Source organism: Hydrogenophaga sp. (assembly GCF_035481345.1).
Classification (GTDB): Bacteria; Pseudomonadota; Gammaproteobacteria; order Burkholderiales; family Burkholderiaceae_C; genus Hydrogenophaga.
Window position 1 is genome coordinate 36,674 of record NZ_DATIGV010000026.1, and the last position, 15,228, is coordinate 51,901.

The 15,228-nt window shown below is 68.5% G+C and carries 15 protein-coding genes; 8 read left to right on the forward strand and 7 right to left on the reverse strand.

Going from position 1 to position 15,228, the window contains the following annotated elements:
* Positions 1–36: 36 nt before the first annotated feature.
* Together lptM and lysA are read left to right on the forward strand one after the other, a co-directional pair.
* On the forward strand, positions 37–177 hold the full coding sequence (gene lptM, locus VLG41_RS22825; RefSeq protein ID WP_414652424.1) for an LPS translocon maturation chaperone LptM: 141 nt from the start codon (positions 37–39) through the stop codon (positions 175–177).
* Positions 140–1,405 carry a diaminopimelate decarboxylase gene (lysA, locus tag VLG41_RS02735; RefSeq protein WP_325347867.1) on the forward strand — a complete coding sequence of 422 codons (1,266 nt, stop codon included), beginning with the start codon at positions 140–142 and terminating at the stop codon, positions 1,403–1,405. The genes lptM and lysA overlap by 38 nt, the downstream gene beginning before the upstream one ends.
* Here the strand turns inward: lysA and VLG41_RS02740 are convergent.
* From VLG41_RS02740 to VLG41_RS02760, 5 genes are all read right to left on the reverse strand, one after another.
* Positions 1,375–2,016, reverse strand: coding sequence for a protein-methionine-sulfoxide reductase heme-binding subunit MsrQ (locus VLG41_RS02740; protein WP_325347868.1), 642 nt, complete (start codon positions 2,014–2,016; stop codon positions 1,375–1,377). The two genes, lysA and VLG41_RS02740, sit on opposite strands and share 31 nt — an antisense overlap.
* An 88-nt stretch (positions 2,017–2,104) precedes the next feature.
* On the reverse strand, positions 2,105–3,091 hold the full coding sequence (gene msrP / locus VLG41_RS02745) for a protein-methionine-sulfoxide reductase catalytic subunit MsrP (protein ID WP_325347869.1): 987 nt from the start codon (positions 3,089–3,091) through the stop codon (positions 2,105–2,107).
* 94 nt (positions 3,092–3,185) lie between these two features.
* The gene (gene ccsB / locus VLG41_RS02750) at positions 3,186–4,553 is read right to left on the reverse strand and encodes a c-type cytochrome biogenesis protein CcsB (protein WP_325347870.1); all 1,368 of its coding nucleotides are present in this window, start codon (positions 4,551–4,553) and stop codon (positions 3,186–3,188) included.
* A gap of 4 nt (positions 4,554–4,557) precedes the next feature.
* Positions 4,558–6,699, reverse strand: a complete 2,142-nt coding sequence (locus tag VLG41_RS02755; protein ID WP_325347871.1) for a cytochrome c biogenesis protein ResB — start codon at positions 6,697–6,699, stop codon at positions 4,558–4,560.
* Positions 6,700–6,873: 174 nt separating this feature from the next.
* Entirely contained in the window at positions 6,874–7,488 is a 615-nt protein-coding gene (locus VLG41_RS02760) for a c-type cytochrome (RefSeq protein WP_325347872.1), read from the reverse strand.
* Positions 7,489–7,588: 100 nt separating this feature from the next.
* Here VLG41_RS02760 and yihA point away from each other — a divergent pair, with 100 nt between their 5' ends.
* Positions 7,589–8,311 (forward strand): ribosome biogenesis GTP-binding protein YihA/YsxC, encoded by a 723-nt coding sequence (gene yihA / locus VLG41_RS02765; protein ID WP_325347873.1) that lies wholly within the window; start codon positions 7,589–7,591, stop codon positions 8,309–8,311.
* Positions 8,312–8,332: 21 nt separating this feature from the next.
* On the opposite strand, the gene VLG41_RS02770 is transcribed toward yihA, so the two are convergent.
* Both VLG41_RS02770 and VLG41_RS02775 read right to left on the reverse strand, forming a co-directional pair.
* On the reverse strand, positions 8,333–9,262 hold the full coding sequence (locus VLG41_RS02770) for a lipid A biosynthesis acyltransferase (protein WP_325347874.1): 930 nt from the start codon (positions 9,260–9,262) through the stop codon (positions 8,333–8,335).
* Positions 9,262–10,092 (reverse strand): lysophospholipid acyltransferase family protein, encoded by an 831-nt coding sequence (locus VLG41_RS02775; protein WP_325347875.1) that lies wholly within the window; start codon positions 10,090–10,092, stop codon positions 9,262–9,264. Before VLG41_RS02775 ends, VLG41_RS02770 begins: the two co-directional genes overlap by 1 nt.
* A gap of 148 nt (positions 10,093–10,240) precedes the next feature.
* Between VLG41_RS02775 and metK the strand changes: the two genes are divergently transcribed.
* The 5 genes from metK to VLG41_RS02800 form a co-directional block, all read left to right on the forward strand.
* Positions 10,241–11,425, forward strand: coding sequence for a methionine adenosyltransferase (metK, locus tag VLG41_RS02780; protein WP_325347876.1), 1,185 nt, complete (start codon positions 10,241–10,243; stop codon positions 11,423–11,425).
* 173 nt (positions 11,426–11,598) lie between these two features.
* On the forward strand, positions 11,599–13,617 hold the full coding sequence (locus VLG41_RS02785) for a PAS domain S-box protein (RefSeq protein ID WP_325347877.1): 2,019 nt from the start codon (positions 11,599–11,601) through the stop codon (positions 13,615–13,617).
* Between the two features lie 44 nt (positions 13,618–13,661).
* Positions 13,662–14,426 carry an SDR family oxidoreductase gene (locus VLG41_RS02790; protein WP_325347878.1) on the forward strand — a complete coding sequence of 255 codons (765 nt, stop codon included), beginning with the start codon at positions 13,662–13,664 and terminating at the stop codon, positions 14,424–14,426.
* Between the two features lie 150 nt (positions 14,427–14,576).
* The gene (locus VLG41_RS02795) at positions 14,577–14,867 is read left to right on the forward strand and encodes a co-chaperone GroES (RefSeq protein ID WP_325347879.1); all 291 of its coding nucleotides are present in this window, start codon (positions 14,577–14,579) and stop codon (positions 14,865–14,867) included.
* 34 nt (positions 14,868–14,901) lie between these two features.
* The coding region (locus VLG41_RS02800) for a TCP-1/cpn60 chaperonin family protein (RefSeq protein WP_325347880.1) at positions 14,902–15,228 on the forward strand (327 nt) is incomplete at its 3' end.

Genomic DNA, 15,228 nt, shown 5'->3' on the forward strand with positions numbered 1-15,228 from the left:
CGCATTCTAGGTTCCTGCTTCGGCCCCGCTCGGGTCATGGCCTTGTCGCTGGTTCTGTCGGGCTTGGTGGCGTGCGGCCAGCGGGGCCCGCTGTACCTGCCACCCGCCAACACCCCCGAGTCCACACCCAAGCCCGCCAATGCCCCTGCCCGCCTACCTGACGCAACGCCACGGTGAACTGCATGTCGAGGACCTGAGCCTCGACGCCCTGGCCCGGGCCCACGGCACCCCGCTCTTCGTTTACAGCAAGGCCGCCATGCTGCAGGCCCTTGGCGCGTACCAGCGAGGCCTGGCGGGCCGCCCGCACCTCATTTGCTACGCCATGAAGGCCAACTCATCGCTGGCCATTCTGCAGACGCTGGTGCGCTCGGGTTGCGGACTCGACATCGTCTCGGGCGGCGAGTTGGCGCGCGCGCTCGCGGCCGGCTGTCCGCCGGAACGCATCATCTTCTCTGGCGTGGGAAAGACGCGCGCCGAAATGCGCCAAGCGCTCGAAGTCGGCATCGGCTGCTTCAACGTTGAGAGTCGCGCCGAACTGGCCGTGCTCGATGAGGTCGCACGCGCCACCGGCCAGCGCGCGCGCGTGAGCATCCGCGTCAACCCCGACGTGGACGCGCAGACACACCCCTACATCTCCACCGGCCTGAAAGACAACAAGTTCGGCATCGCGCACGGCGAGGTGATCGACACCTACCGCCAGGCGGCCGCCTGCGCGGGCCTCGAAGTGGTCGGCATCGATTGCCACATCGGCTCGCAGATCACGCAGGCCGGGCCTTACCTGGACGCGCTCGAACGCGTGCTCGATCTGGTCGAGGCCATCGAACGCACGGGCCTGCGCCTCAAGCACATCGACTTCGGCGGTGGCCTGGGCATCGACTATCGCGGCGACACGCCACCCGCCGCCGACGAACTGTGGGCGAAGCTGCTGCAGCGTCTGGATGCGCGCGGCTTCGGCGACCGCCAGATCATGATCGAGCCGGGCCGCTCCATCGTGGGCAACGCGGGCGTGTGCCTCACCGAGGTGCTCTACCAGAAGCCCGGCGAGCACAAGAACTTCCTGATCGTGGACGCGGCCATGAACGACCTGCCGCGTCCCGCGATGTACCAGGCCTACCACCGCATCGAACCGGTTCGCCCACGCGCCGACGCCCCCCCGCTCACCTGGGACGTCGTGGGTCCGGTCTGCGAAAGCGGCGACTGGCTGGGCCGCGACCGTGAGCTGGCGGTGCAACCGGGCGACGTACTCGCGGTGCTGTCCGCGGGCGCCTATTGCATGAGCATGGCCAGCAACTACAACACGCGCGGGCGCGCGGCCGAGGTGCTGGTCGACGGCGCCCAGGCCACGGTGATCCGCCAGCGCGAAACGGCCGCCGATCAGATGCGGCTGGAAACGCCGCTGCCCTGAGGCGCACGCCAGCGTCGCCAGACGCGCCAGCCCAGCAGCGTGGCCAGGATGGCCGCGTACACGGCCACTTCATTGAAGTCGTTCTTGCCCGCGCGCATCCAGAAGAAGTGCAGCACCGCGAGCCCGGCCACCGCGTATACCAGCCGGTGCAGGCGCTGCCAGCGCGACGCTCCCAGCGCGCGGATGGCGCGGTTGAACGAGGTCGCGGCCAGCGCGAGCAGCATCAGCCAGGCCAGCGTGCCCACCAGGATGAAGGGGCGCTTGGGGATGTCGGCGACCACCTCGGCCCAGTCGAAGCCCATGTCGAACCAGACGTAGGCTAGCCAGTGCAGCGTGGCGTAGAAGAACACGAACAGGCCCAGCATGCGCCGAAAGCGCGCCAGCGCCGGCCAACCCAGCGCCACGCGCAGCGGCGTCACCAGCAACACGAGCACCAGGGCGCGCAAGGTCCAGTCGCCCAGGGAACGGATCAGCGCCTCGGCGGGGTTCGCGCCGAGGCGGTCGGCCACCGCGGCCCAGACCAGCCAGGCGAACGGCAGCAGCCAGACCGTGAACACCAGGGGTTTGGCCAGCGGGTGCAACAAGGCCCGCTGAACCGCGGCTCGGCTCATGGGATCCGGCGCAGGGCCGCCCCAAGCCGCATCAGCCCACTCGGGGGCAACGACCCGCGCAGCGGCGGCGCGTGGGGGCTCATCATGTTCAGTAGAACTTGCGCAGGTCCATGCCCGCGTAGAGCTGGCCCACCTGGACTTCGTAGCCGTTGAACATCTGCGTCTCGCGGCGCTTGGCAAACAGGCCACTGCCTTCGCCGATGCGTCGCTCGGTGGCTTGGCTCCAGCGCGGGTGCGCCACCGTCGGGTTGACGTTGGAGAAGAAGCCGTATTCCTGTGGCGCCGCCAGGTTCCACGAGGTTCGCGGCGCCTGCTCGACGAAGCGGATCTTCACAAGGGACTTGCCGCTCTTGAAACCGTACTTCCAGGGCACCATCAGGCGCAGGGGCGCACCGTTCTGGTTGGGCAGCACTTCGCCGTACATGCCGAAGGCCAGCAAGGTGAGCGGGTGCTGCGCCTCGTCCATGCGCAGGCCCTCCAGATAGGGCCAGTCCAGCACATTGGAGCGCAGACCGGGCATCTGCTGCCGGTCGGCCAAGGTCACGAATTCCACGTACTTGGCGCTGCCCTGCGGCTCCACGCGCTTGATGAGTTCGGCCAGCGAATAGCCCTGCCAGGGAATCACCATCGACCAGCCCTCGACGCAGCGCAGGCGATAGATGCGCTCTTCCATGGGGGCCAGCTTGAGCAGCGCGTCGATGTCGAAGCGGCCCGGCTTGTTCACCAGGCCCTCGACCTCCACCGTCCACGGGCGCGGCTTGAGCTTGCCGGCGTTGGCCACCGGGTCGCTCTTGTCGGTGCCGAATTCGTAGAAGTTGTTGTAGCTGGTGGCGTCCTCGTAGCTGGTGGCCTTCTCCATCGTGTTGGCGCCCGCCACCGTGGACGCCTTGCCCGGCAGCGGCGCCAGCTTGCCGGGGCGCGACGCACCTTGGGCCCAGGCGTCGCGCGAGGCCCAGGCCACGCCCGCGGCGGCCAGGCCAGCCAGCCACTGCCGGCGCTGCAGATAGGCGCTGCGCGAGGTGATCTCGCTGCTGCGCGGGTGGACGAAACCGTCCCGGTCGGTTCGGATGATCATGGCCGTGTTCCCCGAAAGAGCGCGGGCGCGAAGGATGCCGCGCCCGCTGACCCGTCAGTCGTGTGATCCGCCGAAACCTTACGCGGTTCCGGAATCAGAGTTCGCCGTAGCTGTGCAAACCCGAGAGGAACATGTTGACACCCAGGAAGGCGAAGGTGGTGATCACCAGACCCACCAGCGCCCACCAGGCGGCCACGGTGCCGCGCAGGCCCTTCATCAGCCGCATGTGCAACCACGCCGCGTAGTTGAGCCAGACGATCAGCGCCCAGGTTTCCTTCGGGTCCCAGCTCCAGTAGCCGCCCCAGGCCTCGGCCGCCCACAGGGCGCCCAGCACGGTGGCGATGGTGAAGAAGGCGAAGCCGACCGCGATGGCCTTGTACATCACGTCGTCGAGCACCTCGAATGCCGGCAGGCGCGCCGCGATGCGCCCACGCACCGACAGAATGCCGCCCACGATGAGCGCCGACACGCCGAAGTAAACGAACCAGTACACGCCACCCCGCTCGGTGGCGCCCTGGCGGAAGACCAGCGGCTCGAAGCACAGCACCACGCCCAGCAACCACAGCGGCGCCAGCTTGTACCAGCGCGTCTCGCCCGCGCTCTGCTTGATGAGGTAGGCGAAGGCCAGCATGGCGGCGATGGCGAAGGTGCCATAGCCGATGAAGTTGGCCGGCACGTGCAGCTTCATCCACCAGCTCTGAAGCGCGGGCACCAGGGGCTGGATCTCGTGCGCTTCGCGCACCACGGTGTACCAGAGCAGGAAACCCACGGCCGCGCTCACGATGAGCATGGCGAAGGCGCCCATGCGGCGCGTGCCGTACTGGTCTTCGTAATACAGGTAGAAGGCCGCCGTGAGCCAGCAGAACAGCACGAACACCTCGTAGAGGTTGCTGACCGGGATGTGGCCGATGCCGGGGCCGATCTGGTGGCTCTCGTACCAGCGAACGAGGGAGCCGATGAGCGCCAGGCCCACCGCCACCCAGGCCAGGCGCGAGCCCAGGGCCTCGAAGGTATCGCCCGCGCGCGTGAACATGCCCAACCAGTAGAAGGCCGTGCTCATGAAGAACAGCACGCTCATCCACAGGATGGCCGACTGGCTGGAGATGAAGTACTTGAGCAGGAAGACCTGATCGCCGCGCGCCAGATCGGCGCCGCCACCGGGTGCCTGGTACAGCCAGATGGCCAGCAGCGCGAACACCGCGACCGCCGCCGCCAGCAGGCGCAGCGGGCGCCAGAACCAGCCCAGCCACACCACGCTGGGCACGGCGCCGGCGAGGATCCATTTCTCGTACACGTCCATCGCGCCGCCGTACCGCATGAAGGCCCAGACGGCGCCGGCCAGCACGAAGGCGGCGAACAGCCAGTCCCAGCGGTCGCGGCGCGCGAAATAGCCCGGGGCCGCGTCGGCGCCGGCCCGGGTCTTCTTGAGCTCGATGGTCTGGGAAGCGGTGGTGGTGTTCATGCGGTCACCTGGAGAGCAATCGGGTCTTGAGCTGGTCGAACTCGCGGTCGGCGTCCAGCGTCTTGCGGTTGGTGGACAGGGCCATGCTGGCCTGCGCGCCCTGCCCGGCCGGCGCCAGCCAGACCCACAGGCGGCGCTCGCGGACATAGAGCATGGCAAAGACGCCGATGATGAGCAACAGGCAGCCGAGGTAGACGACGGTCTTGCCCGGCGCGCGCGCCACCTGGAACACGCTGGCCTGCACGTGCGTGAAGTCGGCGAGCTGGAAGGTGAGGGGCGCCGGGTAGAAGAAGGTGTCCGACAGGCTGATCACGGCCTGGGTCATGAAGCGCTGGGCAGGTTCGTCGCGCGGCAGCGGCGCCAGCCCCGCCTTCTCTCGGCTGAGCTGGAGCAGCTCGAACAGGGTGCCGTTGAGGATGCGCACCAGCACATCGCCGGCGCGCTCGCGCTCGGTGTCGGGCACGTTGGCCTGCAGGAACGCGGCCACGGCTTGCAGGCCGCCCTTGGGGTTGCCACCGGCAGCGCCATTCGCGCCGTTGGCCGCATCGGCCACCGCGGTCACGCGCTCCGCACCCGCGAACAGCGCCAGCGCCCGCGAGGCCGAGGCCACCAGGGCTTGCTCCAGGTCGGCACGCCCCGGCTCCACCGACTGCGCGGCGTAGCGGCGTACGGCCTCGGCGCGCATCGCCGGGTCGTCGAGCGCAGCGCGCAGCCGCACGAAGCCATCGAGGCTGTCGTTCTCGTCGGCCGGCACGCGCAGGTAGCGGAAACTTTCCTGCGGCGTGTCGCGCAGGCCCAGCAGGTACACGCGCTGGCCGTCGAGCTCGACCGGCAGCATGTAGTTGTGGTACTCCACGGCCTGACCCGCCGCGTCGCGCAGCTTGTAGGTCACGCTGGGACCCACGTTGCGCAGGGTCTTCTCGGTCACGGTCTTGTGCGCGGCGCCCAGACGGCTTTCGATGGACTCGCGCAGGTCGACCTTGCGCACGTCGGCCCCGCCGCCGGTGGCGGAGAAGTTCTCCACGTTGATGACGCGCAGGCTGGTGAACTCGAGACCGAGCTTCTCATCGCCGTTGCTGAGCTCGGTGGAGCCGCCGATGTTGCCTTCCACCTCGAACGGCCGCGCGTGGCCATTGATGGGCACGGCCTTGAGCTTCACCCGGGAGCCGCCATCGTCGAAGCTGGACTGGTAAATGGCGACGCCGCGGTGAAAGGCCGGGTGGTTCACCTCCACGCGCGCCTCTTTCTGCTCGCCGGTCTCGCGGTCGTGGATCACGATCTCGCTGGCGAAGAGGCGCGGCATGCCGGTGTCGTAGTACTCGACGATGAACTTCTTGAGTTCCACCGAGAACGGCAGCTCCTGCAGCAGAACACCACCGGGTTGCGTGAGGATCGCCGTGCTGGACGCCGTGCCTTCGGTGACCAGCAGATTGCCGCGGAAGGTGGGGTTGCTGGTGGACAGGCGGTGCTGGGCCGGCACGTCGGCGATCAGGCCGCCGCCTTCGTAGATCTGCTTGCCGTTGAACCAGGTCTGGGCGCGCACCATCAGGTCGCCGTCGAGCACGCTCCCTACGCAGATCAACACGATGGCACTGTGCGCTGCGATGTAGCCCCACTTGTTGGCCGCGCCGGTCTTGGCGGCCACCATCCAGCCCACGCCCTGGGGCGTTTCGCGCGACTGCAGCTTTACCTTCCAGCCCGCGCCCAGCAGGGCTTGGCCCATGCGGTTCGCCGCGGCCTCGGGGGCCTCGGCCAGCTCGCCTTGTGCCTTGTGCGGAAAGGCGTTGAGGCTTTGCTCGCGGATGTTTTCCTTGTAGGCCTTGAGGTCGACCAGGATCTTGGGCGTGTTGCGGGCGATGCACAGGCTGGTGCTCGTCACCAAACAGGCCATGAACAGCAGAAACCACCATGAGCTGTAAATGGTGTACAGCTTGGCCGCCAAGAACACATCAGCCCAGAAAGGGCCGAACTGATTGACATAGTTGTTGAAGGGCTCGCTCTGCTTGACCACCGTACCGATGACCGCCGCAATGCACAGGACGACCAGGAGGGCAATAGCAAAGCGCATCGACGACAGCAACTCGACCCAGTCGCTCAACCGCCGCGAGACGGAGCGCAATTGCAAACCTTGGGTGGAGACGGTCATGACGGAGCGTGGGGGCAGAAAAAAAGGCGCGTCCCGAAGCGGAAAGCGCCCTGTTCAGATGGGATTCGAGGCCGGCGGTTCAATTCACCAGAGGGCGGGCCGCATTGTGGGGCCAAACATCAACTGGCGCTTATATCCCGATCGGGCCGAGGGCGCGGACGGGCCGCGCGGCGCTCAGCGCAGGCCGGCGATGTAGTCGGACACCGCCTTGATTTCGCGGTCGGTCATCTTGGCGGCCACGCCAGTCATCTGGGCGCTGTTGGCGCGCGTGCCGTCGCGGAAGTGGCGCAACTGCGTGTCGGTGTAGTCGGCGTGCTGGCCGGCGAGCTGCGGGAACTGCGAAGGAATGCCCGCGCCGTTGGGGCTGTGGCAGCCCGCGCAGGCGGCGATGCCGCGGTCGGCCAGGCCGCCACGGTAGATGCGCTCGCCCAGCTTCACCAGATCGGCGTCGGAGGCGAAGCCTTCCTTGGCTTTCTGCGAGGCCAGCCAGTACGCAATGTTGCGCATGTCGTCGTCGGACAACGAGGCCGCCATGCCTTGCATGATGGCGTTCTTGCGTTTGCCGGACTTGTATTCCTGCAGTTGCTTGACGAGGTACTCGGGGTGCTGCTGCGCCAGCTTGGGGTTGGCCGGCGTGGTCGAGTTGCCGTCGGCGGCGTGGCAGGCCACGCACACGGCGCCGTAGGAGGCGGCGCCCTTGGCCAGGTCGGGCTTGGCCGACTGCGCGTTCGCGCTCAGGGACAGGGCGGCGGCCGCGGCAGCGACCAGGAGGGAGGCATGCAATTTCATGTCGGGCTGTCGTTGCGGTCGACGGATACGTGGGGGCCGAATCGATGTTCGGCTGGACAAAACCGCCGGATTTTACAATGCACCCCCAACCTGGTTCCCAATGACCCACGACCCTACTGCGGACCCTGGCCGCGATCCCCGCCTCGCGCACGGCTGGCTGCACACCGCCCGCTTCCTCACCACCGCACCGCAACTGGAGCACCTGCCGGCCCTGGAGGTGCCCGAGATCGCCTTTGTCGGGCGCTCGAACGCGGGCAAGTCCACGGCAATCAACACCCTCACCCAGCAAAAACGCCTGGCCTTCGCCTCCAAGACGCCCGGACGCACGCAGGCCATCAACCTGTTCTCGCTGGGCAAACAAGGCATCACCGACGCGGTGCTGGCCGACCTGCCGGGCTACGGCTACGCCGCCGTGCCGCGCGAAGCCAAGCTGCGCTGGCAGCGCGTCATGGCCAACTACCTGCTCACGCGGCCCAACCTGGCAGCCGTGGTGCTGCTGGTGGACCCGCGCCTGGGCCTGACCGAACTCGACGAGACACTGCTGGAAGCCATCCGCCCGCGGGTGGAGCAGGGGCTGAAGTTCCTGCTGCTGCTCACCAAGGCCGACAAGCTCACCCGCACCGAGGCCAACAAGGCCCTGGCGATCGCCAAGCTGCAGTCGGCCGGCGGCGAGGCGCGGCTGTTCTCGGCGCTGAAGAAGCAGGGACTGGACGAGGTGGCCACGCTGCTGTGGCGCTGGAGCCATGAGCCGACCGACGACGGTGGCGGCGAGAAAGGCAACGGCCTCGATCCCGGCGAGGCCGAACCGGACGCACTGGATTGAGCGCCTGACGGCGCCTCTCCACTAGAACAGGTAGAAAGGAGGCGCGCCTGGCGGGCGCGTCTTGAAGCGCTTGTGCACCCAGTAGTACTGCTCGGGCATGTCGGCGATGAAGCCCTCCAGCCGGCGGTTCATCTCGGCGGTGTCGGCGGTCACGTCGCCAGTGGGGTAGTCCACCCAGGGTGAGTGCACCGTGACCTCGTAACCATCGGGCACCAGCCGCGCCGTCACCGGCACCACCTGCGCCCCGCCCAGGCGCGCCAGGCGCGGCAGCGAGGTGAGCGTGGCCGCCGGCACGCCGAAGAAGGGCACGAAAACGGCGTCGCGCTCGCCATGGTCCATGTCGGGCAACAGGTACAGCGGCAGGCCCTCGCGCAGGGCCGTGGCCAGCGCGCGCAAGCCCTGGCGCTTGCCCACCACGTGCGGATGGCCGAAGCGCTGCCGGCCTTCGGCCATCCAGCGGTCCACGTCGGCGTTGAGCTGCTCGGCGTACAGGCCGCAGAAGCGACGCGGCAGGTGCGCGGTCAGCGCCGTCCAGCCCGCGTCCATGCCCACGAAATGCGGCGCGAAGATCACGGTGGGTGCCTGGCCCTCGAGCACGCCCAGGTCGCCGCGCAGCAGCAGGCGCTGCTTGACCACGTGGCCCGGCGCCTCCCAGAGCCAGCTGCGGTCCAGCCAGGCCTGGGCGAAATAGACAAAGTGGCGCCGGATGGCGGCGTCGCGCTCGGCCTCGGAGTGATCGGGAAAGCAGGCGGCCCAGTTGGTGCGCGCGATGCGCCGCCGCCGCGTGGCCACCGCGTGCAGCGCGGTGCCCAGCGCCCAGCCCAGGGCGCGCACCCACGACAAGGGCAAACGAGCCAGCAGGCGCATGAGGCCCAGCCCCAGCCGGTTGCTCAGGCTGGCCCTCGGCACGGTGTCTGGCGCGGGTGCGGGGGACGGGGTGGAAGACGGCATCAGCGCGGCTGCTTGTAGCGGTCGTACGACCACAGGTACTGGGCGGGCGATTCTCGCACCAGGGATTCCATGGCCGCGTTGACGGCGCGGGCCGCTGCCTGAGGATCGGCCGGCAGCGGTTCGGCCAGCGGCCGCACGTGCACCACGTAACCCTGGCCCCAGGGCAGGCGCTCACCCCAGCTCAGCAGCACCTGGGTGTCGGCCGAGCGCGCCAGCCGGGCCGACAGGGTCATGGTGTAGGCGTCGCGCCCGAAGAACGGCGCCCAGACGCCCAGACCCTTGGGCGGCACCTGATCGGGCAGCAAGCCCACGGCCTCGCCCGACTTGAGCGCCTGCACCAACTGGCGCACGCCCGACAGCGTGGTGGGCGCCGTGCGCAGACCGGGCCGCTCGCGCGAGTGGTCCACCAGTTCGCGCAGCCAGGGCTGGCGCGAGGGGCGAAACAGCACGGTCATGGGCCGCTGGCCGCCGAAGCGCGCGGCGTAGGCCTGGGCCGTGATCTCGAAACAGCCCAGGTGCGGCGTGAGGAAGAGCAGGCCACGCCCGGCCGCCATGGCGGTCTCGATGTGCTCGGCACCGTCCCAGCGCACCGGCACCGGCGCCCCCAGCCAGAGCCGGGGCAGTTCGGTCACGAGCTTGCCCGACTCGGCCACCGAGCGCCAGGCCACGCCGCCCGGCAGGGCGGCCAGCCGGGCATTGGCCAGCAGGCGGCGCCGGTAGCGCGGCGACAGCAGGAAGCTCAGCCAGCCCAGCAGCACCCCCGCGCCGTGCAGCACGGGCAAGGGCAAACGGCTGCCGAGTGTGAAGAAAAGACGGATCAGCGTGGCCAAGGAAGGGGTGGCGGCGTCGGCGGCTGCACTAGAATCGGGCGATCGCCGAGTTGATGAACTGATTGCGGGGCGATTCACAAATACCGCTAAAGCGTTCGCCGACTTTTGAGAGACCGGCAACGCCGATCAAGCAACCTCAGGAGTTTAAATGGCGAGCGATTTCCTCTTCACGTCCGAATCCGTGTCCGAAGGCCACCCCGACAAGGTGGCGGACCAGATCTCCGACGCCATCCTCGATGCGATCTTCGAACAGGACCCGCGCAGCCGCGTGGCCGCGGAGACCCTGACCAACACCGGTCTCGTGGTGCTGGCCGGCGAGATCACCACCAACGCCCACGTCGACTACATCCAGGTCGCGCGCGACACCATCAAGCGCATCGGCTACGACAACACCGAATACGGCATCGACTACAAGGGCTGCGCGGTCATGGTCTGCTACGACAAGCAGTCCAACGACATCGCCCAGGGCGTGGACCACGCCTCCGACGACCACCTGAACACCGGCGCTGGCGACCAGGGCCTGATGTTCGGCTACGCCTGCGACGAGACGCCCGAGCTCATGCCCGCGCCCATCTACTACGCGCACCGCCTGGTCGAGCGCCAGGCCCAGCTGCGCAAGGACGGCCGCCTGCCCTTCCTGCGCCCCGACGCCAAGAGCCAGGTGACCATGCGCTATGTCGATGGCAAGCCGCACAGCATCGACACCGTGGTGCTCTCCACCCAGCACTCGCCCGACCAGAGCGAGACGCCCACCAAGATGAAGGCCAGCTTCAACGAAGCCATCATCGAGGAGATCATCAAGCCGGTGCTGCCCAAGGAGTGGCTCAAGGACACCAAGTACCTGATCAACCCCACCGGCCGTTTCGTCATCGGCGGCCCGCAGGGCGACTGTGGCCTGACCGGCCGCAAGATCATCGTGGACACCTACGGCGGTGCCTGCCCGCACGGCGGTGGCGCCTTCTCGGGCAAGGACCCGTCCAAGGTGGACCGCTCGGCCGCCTACGCCGCGCGCTACGTGGCCAAGAACATCGTCAAGGCCGGCCTGGCGCGCCAGTGCCAGATCCAGGTCGCGTACGCCATCGGCGTGGCGCGTCCCATGAACATCACGGTCTACACGGAAGGCACGGGCGTGATCCCCGACGAGCAGATCGCCCAACTCGTGCAGGAGCATTTCGACCTGCGCCCGAAAGGCATCATCCAGATGCTCGACCTGCTGCGCCCGATCTACGGCAAGACCGCCGCCTACGGCCACTTCGGCCGGGAAGAGCCCGAGTTCACCTGGGAAAAAACCGACAAAGCCGCCACGCTGCGTGCAGCGGCCGGCCTGAAGTAAGCCAAAACACTTCACACCAAGCCCCGCCGGCGAGAGCCCGCGGGGCTTTTTCGTGGAGAAATGCGCCGGAAACACCCCGCTGTTGCTGAGCGGACTGGCTGAATTTTTCCGTTTGGCATCCGATATCTACCGGCAAGGAACCCTTTCGCCGAGTCAACCGTACCGGAGCCTCCATGGAGATCGACCTGCCCCTCACCGGCCCTGCCTGCGACAGCGCTGCCGGCCTGTTCGACCATGCCCCCTGCGGCTTGATCGCGCTGGACGCCGAGCTGCACTGCCTGCGCGCCAACGGCACGCTGCTGCGCTGGCTCGGCCACGCCGACGCGCCGGCCCACGCCCTGTCGGGCGTGTTCGAGCCCGCCGACCACGGCAGCCAGCAGCAGGTGCGCCTGCACCTGGACCTGCTGCGCCAGACCGGTGAACCCCAGACGCTCGACCTTAGCCTGCGCCGCGCCGACGGCAGCGTGTTCCGCGCGCGCCTCACCTCCTCGGCCGTGCTCGACGCCGACGGCCACTTCCTGCACAGCAGCAGCCTGGTGGTGCCCGCGCCCGAACCCGTGGCGGCGACGGCCACCGCCGCGTCCCCCACCGAAGCCCTGCTGCGTGGGGTGACCGACCGCATCCCCGCGCGCCTGGCCTACTACGACAAGGACCTGGTGTGCCGCTTCGCCAACCTGGCGCACGCGGCGCGCTACGGCAAAAGGCCCGAGCAGATGGTGGGCTCGCACCTGAGCGAGGTGGTGCGCCCCGACGTGCTGCCCGAGATCCTGCCGCGCGTGGCGGCCGCCCTCAGCGGCCAGCGCCAGACCTTCGAAGCCGAGCGCCTGGACGCCGCGGGCCAGCGCTGCTACTTCGAGATCCACTACATCCCCGACCAGCAAGGCAACGAGGTCAAGGGCCTGTTCATCGAACTGCACGACATCAGCGAGCGCCGCCGCACCGAAGAGCTGGTGCTCAACGCCAACCGCGACCTGGAAGAGCGTGTGCAGGAGCGCACCACCGAGCTGTACGAAAGCGAACAGCGCTACCGCCTGATGGTGGACGCGCTGCAGGACTACTGCATCTATTTCGTCGACGACGGCGGCCGCATCACCGAATGGACCGAGAGCGCGCAGCGCCTGCACGGCCACGCGCGTCCGCAGATCCTGGGCCAGAGCTTCTCCGTGCTGATGAGCAGCGACAACGCCGGCGAGGACGAGGTCGATCCGGCCCAGGTGCTGCGCCTGGCCAAGTCGCACGGCCAATGGGAATCGCGCGGCTGGCGCCTGCGCGAGGACGGCTCGCGCTTCTGGGCCCACTCCGTGGTGACCGCGCTGCGCAACGAGCGGGGCGAACTGCGCGGCCTCTCGTGCATCACGCGCGATATGACCGCGGCCAAGAACCTCGAGGACGTGATGAACGACCTCAACCGCGAACTGGAAAAGCGCGTGGCCGAGCGCACACGCCAACTCGTGGCCGCGAACAAGGACCTCGACGTCTTTTCGCACATGGTCTCGCACGACCTGCGCGCGCCGCTGCGCCACATCTCCAGCTTCACCGGCCTGCTCAACGAGCAGCTCGGCGAGTCCGAGGACGCCATGGTCCAGCAGTGCCTGCAGTCGATCGGCAAGTCGACCAAGCGCATGAGCCAGATGATCGAGGGCCTGCTGGAGTACGCGCGACTGGGCCGCGTGTCCATCGAATCGCAGCCCGTGCCGCTGAGCCCGCTGCTGCACGGTGTGGTCGCGCACCTGCGCCAGGAGAACGCGCAGCGCCAGATCGAGTGGGTGATCGACCCCGACTTGCCCATGGTGCGCGGCGACGCCATGCTGCTGGCCCAGGCCTGGGGCAACCTGCTCGACAACGCCGTGAAGTACACGCGCAAGCACCCCAAAGCGCGCATCGAGGTGGGCTGCAAGGCCAACCCGGTGGGCGGGCACATGTTCTACGTGAGCGACAACGGCGCAGGCTTCGACCTGGAGAAGGCACACAACCTGTTCGTCATGTTCCAGCGCCAGCACCACTCGATGGACTTCGAGGGCAACGGCACCGGCCTGGCGATGACGCAGCGCATCATCGAACGCCACGAAGGCCGCATCTGGTGCGAAACCGCGCCGGGCCGCGGCTGCACCTTCTACTTCACCCTGCCCTTCGACGGCCCGGAGCACGCGCCCGAGTTCACGGCATCGGCCATGGCCGCACTGGCGGCCTGAGCGCGGCCAGGGTCCGTCGCGCATGGCCGGGATAATCCCCGGCCATGCCTTCTCCCGCCACGCTGTTCGACCTCGGCGCGCGCACCGCCCTTGTCACCGGCGCGGCGCGCGGCCTGGGACGGGCCATCGCCCAGGCCCTGGGAGCGCACGGCGCGCGCGTCTGGCTCGGCGGCCGCGACGAAGCCACCCTGCGCGCCGTGGCCGAGACCATCGGCCCGCGCGCCCGCCCCCTGCCCTTCGACGTGACCGACCACGCCGCCACCAGCGCGGCCGTCGCCCGCGTGCTGGCCGAGGACGGCCGGCTCGACATCGTGGTCAATACCGTGGGCCAGCGCCGCCGCGAGCCCTTGCAGGCCCTGCCCGCCCAGGCCCTGCGCGAGATGCTCGAATCCAACCTGGTGGCCGCCTGGCATCTGTGTCGCGAAGCCAGCGAACCCATGCGGCGCCAGGGCCATGGCCGGCTGATCAACATCACCTCCATCGCCGGCCCGCTGGCGCGCGCGGGCGACGCGGCCTACACCACCAGCAAGGGCGGACTGGAGGCCATGACCCGCGCGCTGGCGGCCGAACTGGGGCCGCACGGCGTCACGGTCAACGCCATCGCCCCGGGCTACTTCGCCACCGAAACCAACGCGGCCATGGTGGACGACCCGGGCGTGGCCGACTGGCTGCAGCGGCGCACCTCCATCGGCCGCTGGGGCCGCCCCGAGGAAATCGCTGCCGCCGCGGTGTTCCTGGCCTCGGATGCGGCCAGCTACGTCACCGGGCAGGTGGTGGCAGTGGACGGCGGTTACCTGGCGCACTTTTGAGGGGCGCCCGTGTGGCGTCGCCTTGAAAACCCCGGACCCGGCCTCCACCATTAGCACTCGCTGGCGCTGAGTGCTAACATCCGCGCCCGTGTCCCGGCTCCGTGCCGGACCCCCCTTTTCCCTAGCCCTCTTTTCCATTCAGGAGATGCAATGAACCTTCAGCCTCTTGCCGACCGCGTGATCGTCGAGCGCGTCGACAGCGAAACCACCACCGCTTCGGGCATCGTGATTCCCGACGCCGCCGCCGAAAAGCCCGACCAGGGCATCGTGCGCGCCGTGGGCCCGGGCAAGACCAACGACAAGGGCGAGACCAAGGCACTGACCGTCAAGGTCGGCGACCGCGTCCTGTTCGGCAAGTACAGCGGCCAGACCGTCAAGCTCGACGGCAAGGAATTGCTGGTCATGAAGGAAGACGACCTGTTCGCGGTCGTCACGAAGTAATCCCTCCCCCTGATTCGTATTGAAGGAGCCAAACATGGCAGCTAAAGACGTGGTTTTCGGCGGCGAAGCGCGCGCCCGCATGGTCGAGGGTGTGAACATCCTGGCCAACGCAGTCAAAGTGACCCTGGGCCCCAAGGGCCGCAACGTGGTGCTCGAGCGCTCGTTCGGTGCCCCCACCGTCACCAAGGACGGTGTCTCGGTCGCGAAAGAGATCGAACTCAAGGACAAGCTCCAGAACATGGGCGCCCAGATGGTCAAGGAAGTCGCTTCCAAGACCAGCGACAACGCCGGTGACGGCACCACCACCGCCACCGTGCTGGCCCAGGCCATCGTGCGCGAAGGCATGAAGTACGTGGCCGCC

Bases quoted from the DNA above. Each gene is read 5' to 3' on its own strand.
- lptM (WP_414652424.1), top strand. From the start codon at position 37: ATGGCCTTGTCGCTGGTTCTGTCGGGCTTGGTGGCGTGCGGCCAGCGG.
- lysA (WP_325347867.1), top strand. From the start codon at position 140: ATGCCCCTGCCCGCCTACCTGACGCAACGCCACGGTGAACTGCATGTC.
- VLG41_RS02740 (WP_325347868.1), bottom strand. From the start codon at position 2,016: ATGAGCCGAGCCGCGGTTCAGCGGGCCTTGTTGCACCCGCTGGCCAAA.
- msrP (WP_325347869.1), bottom strand. From the start codon at position 3,091: ATGATCATCCGAACCGACCGGGACGGTTTCGTCCACCCGCGCAGCAGC.
- ccsB (WP_325347870.1), bottom strand. From the start codon at position 4,553: ATGAACACCACCACCGCTTCCCAGACCATCGAGCTCAAGAAGACCCGG.
- VLG41_RS02755 (WP_325347871.1), bottom strand. From the start codon at position 6,699: ATGACCGTCTCCACCCAAGGTTTGCAATTGCGCTCCGTCTCGCGGCGG.
- VLG41_RS02760 (WP_325347872.1), bottom strand. From the start codon at position 7,488: ATGAAATTGCATGCCTCCCTCCTGGTCGCTGCCGCGGCCGCCGCCCTG.
- yihA (WP_325347873.1), top strand. From the start codon at position 7,589: ATGACCCACGACCCTACTGCGGACCCTGGCCGCGATCCCCGCCTCGCG.
- VLG41_RS02770 (WP_325347874.1), bottom strand. From the start codon at position 9,262: ATGCCGTCTTCCACCCCGTCCCCCGCACCCGCGCCAGACACCGTGCCG.
- metK (WP_325347876.1), top strand. From the start codon at position 10,241: ATGGCGAGCGATTTCCTCTTCACGTCCGAATCCGTGTCCGAAGGCCAC.
- VLG41_RS02785 (WP_325347877.1), top strand. From the start codon at position 11,599: ATGGAGATCGACCTGCCCCTCACCGGCCCTGCCTGCGACAGCGCTGCC.
- VLG41_RS02790 (WP_325347878.1), top strand. From the start codon at position 13,662: ATGCCTTCTCCCGCCACGCTGTTCGACCTCGGCGCGCGCACCGCCCTT.
- VLG41_RS02795 (WP_325347879.1), top strand. From the start codon at position 14,577: ATGAACCTTCAGCCTCTTGCCGACCGCGTGATCGTCGAGCGCGTCGAC.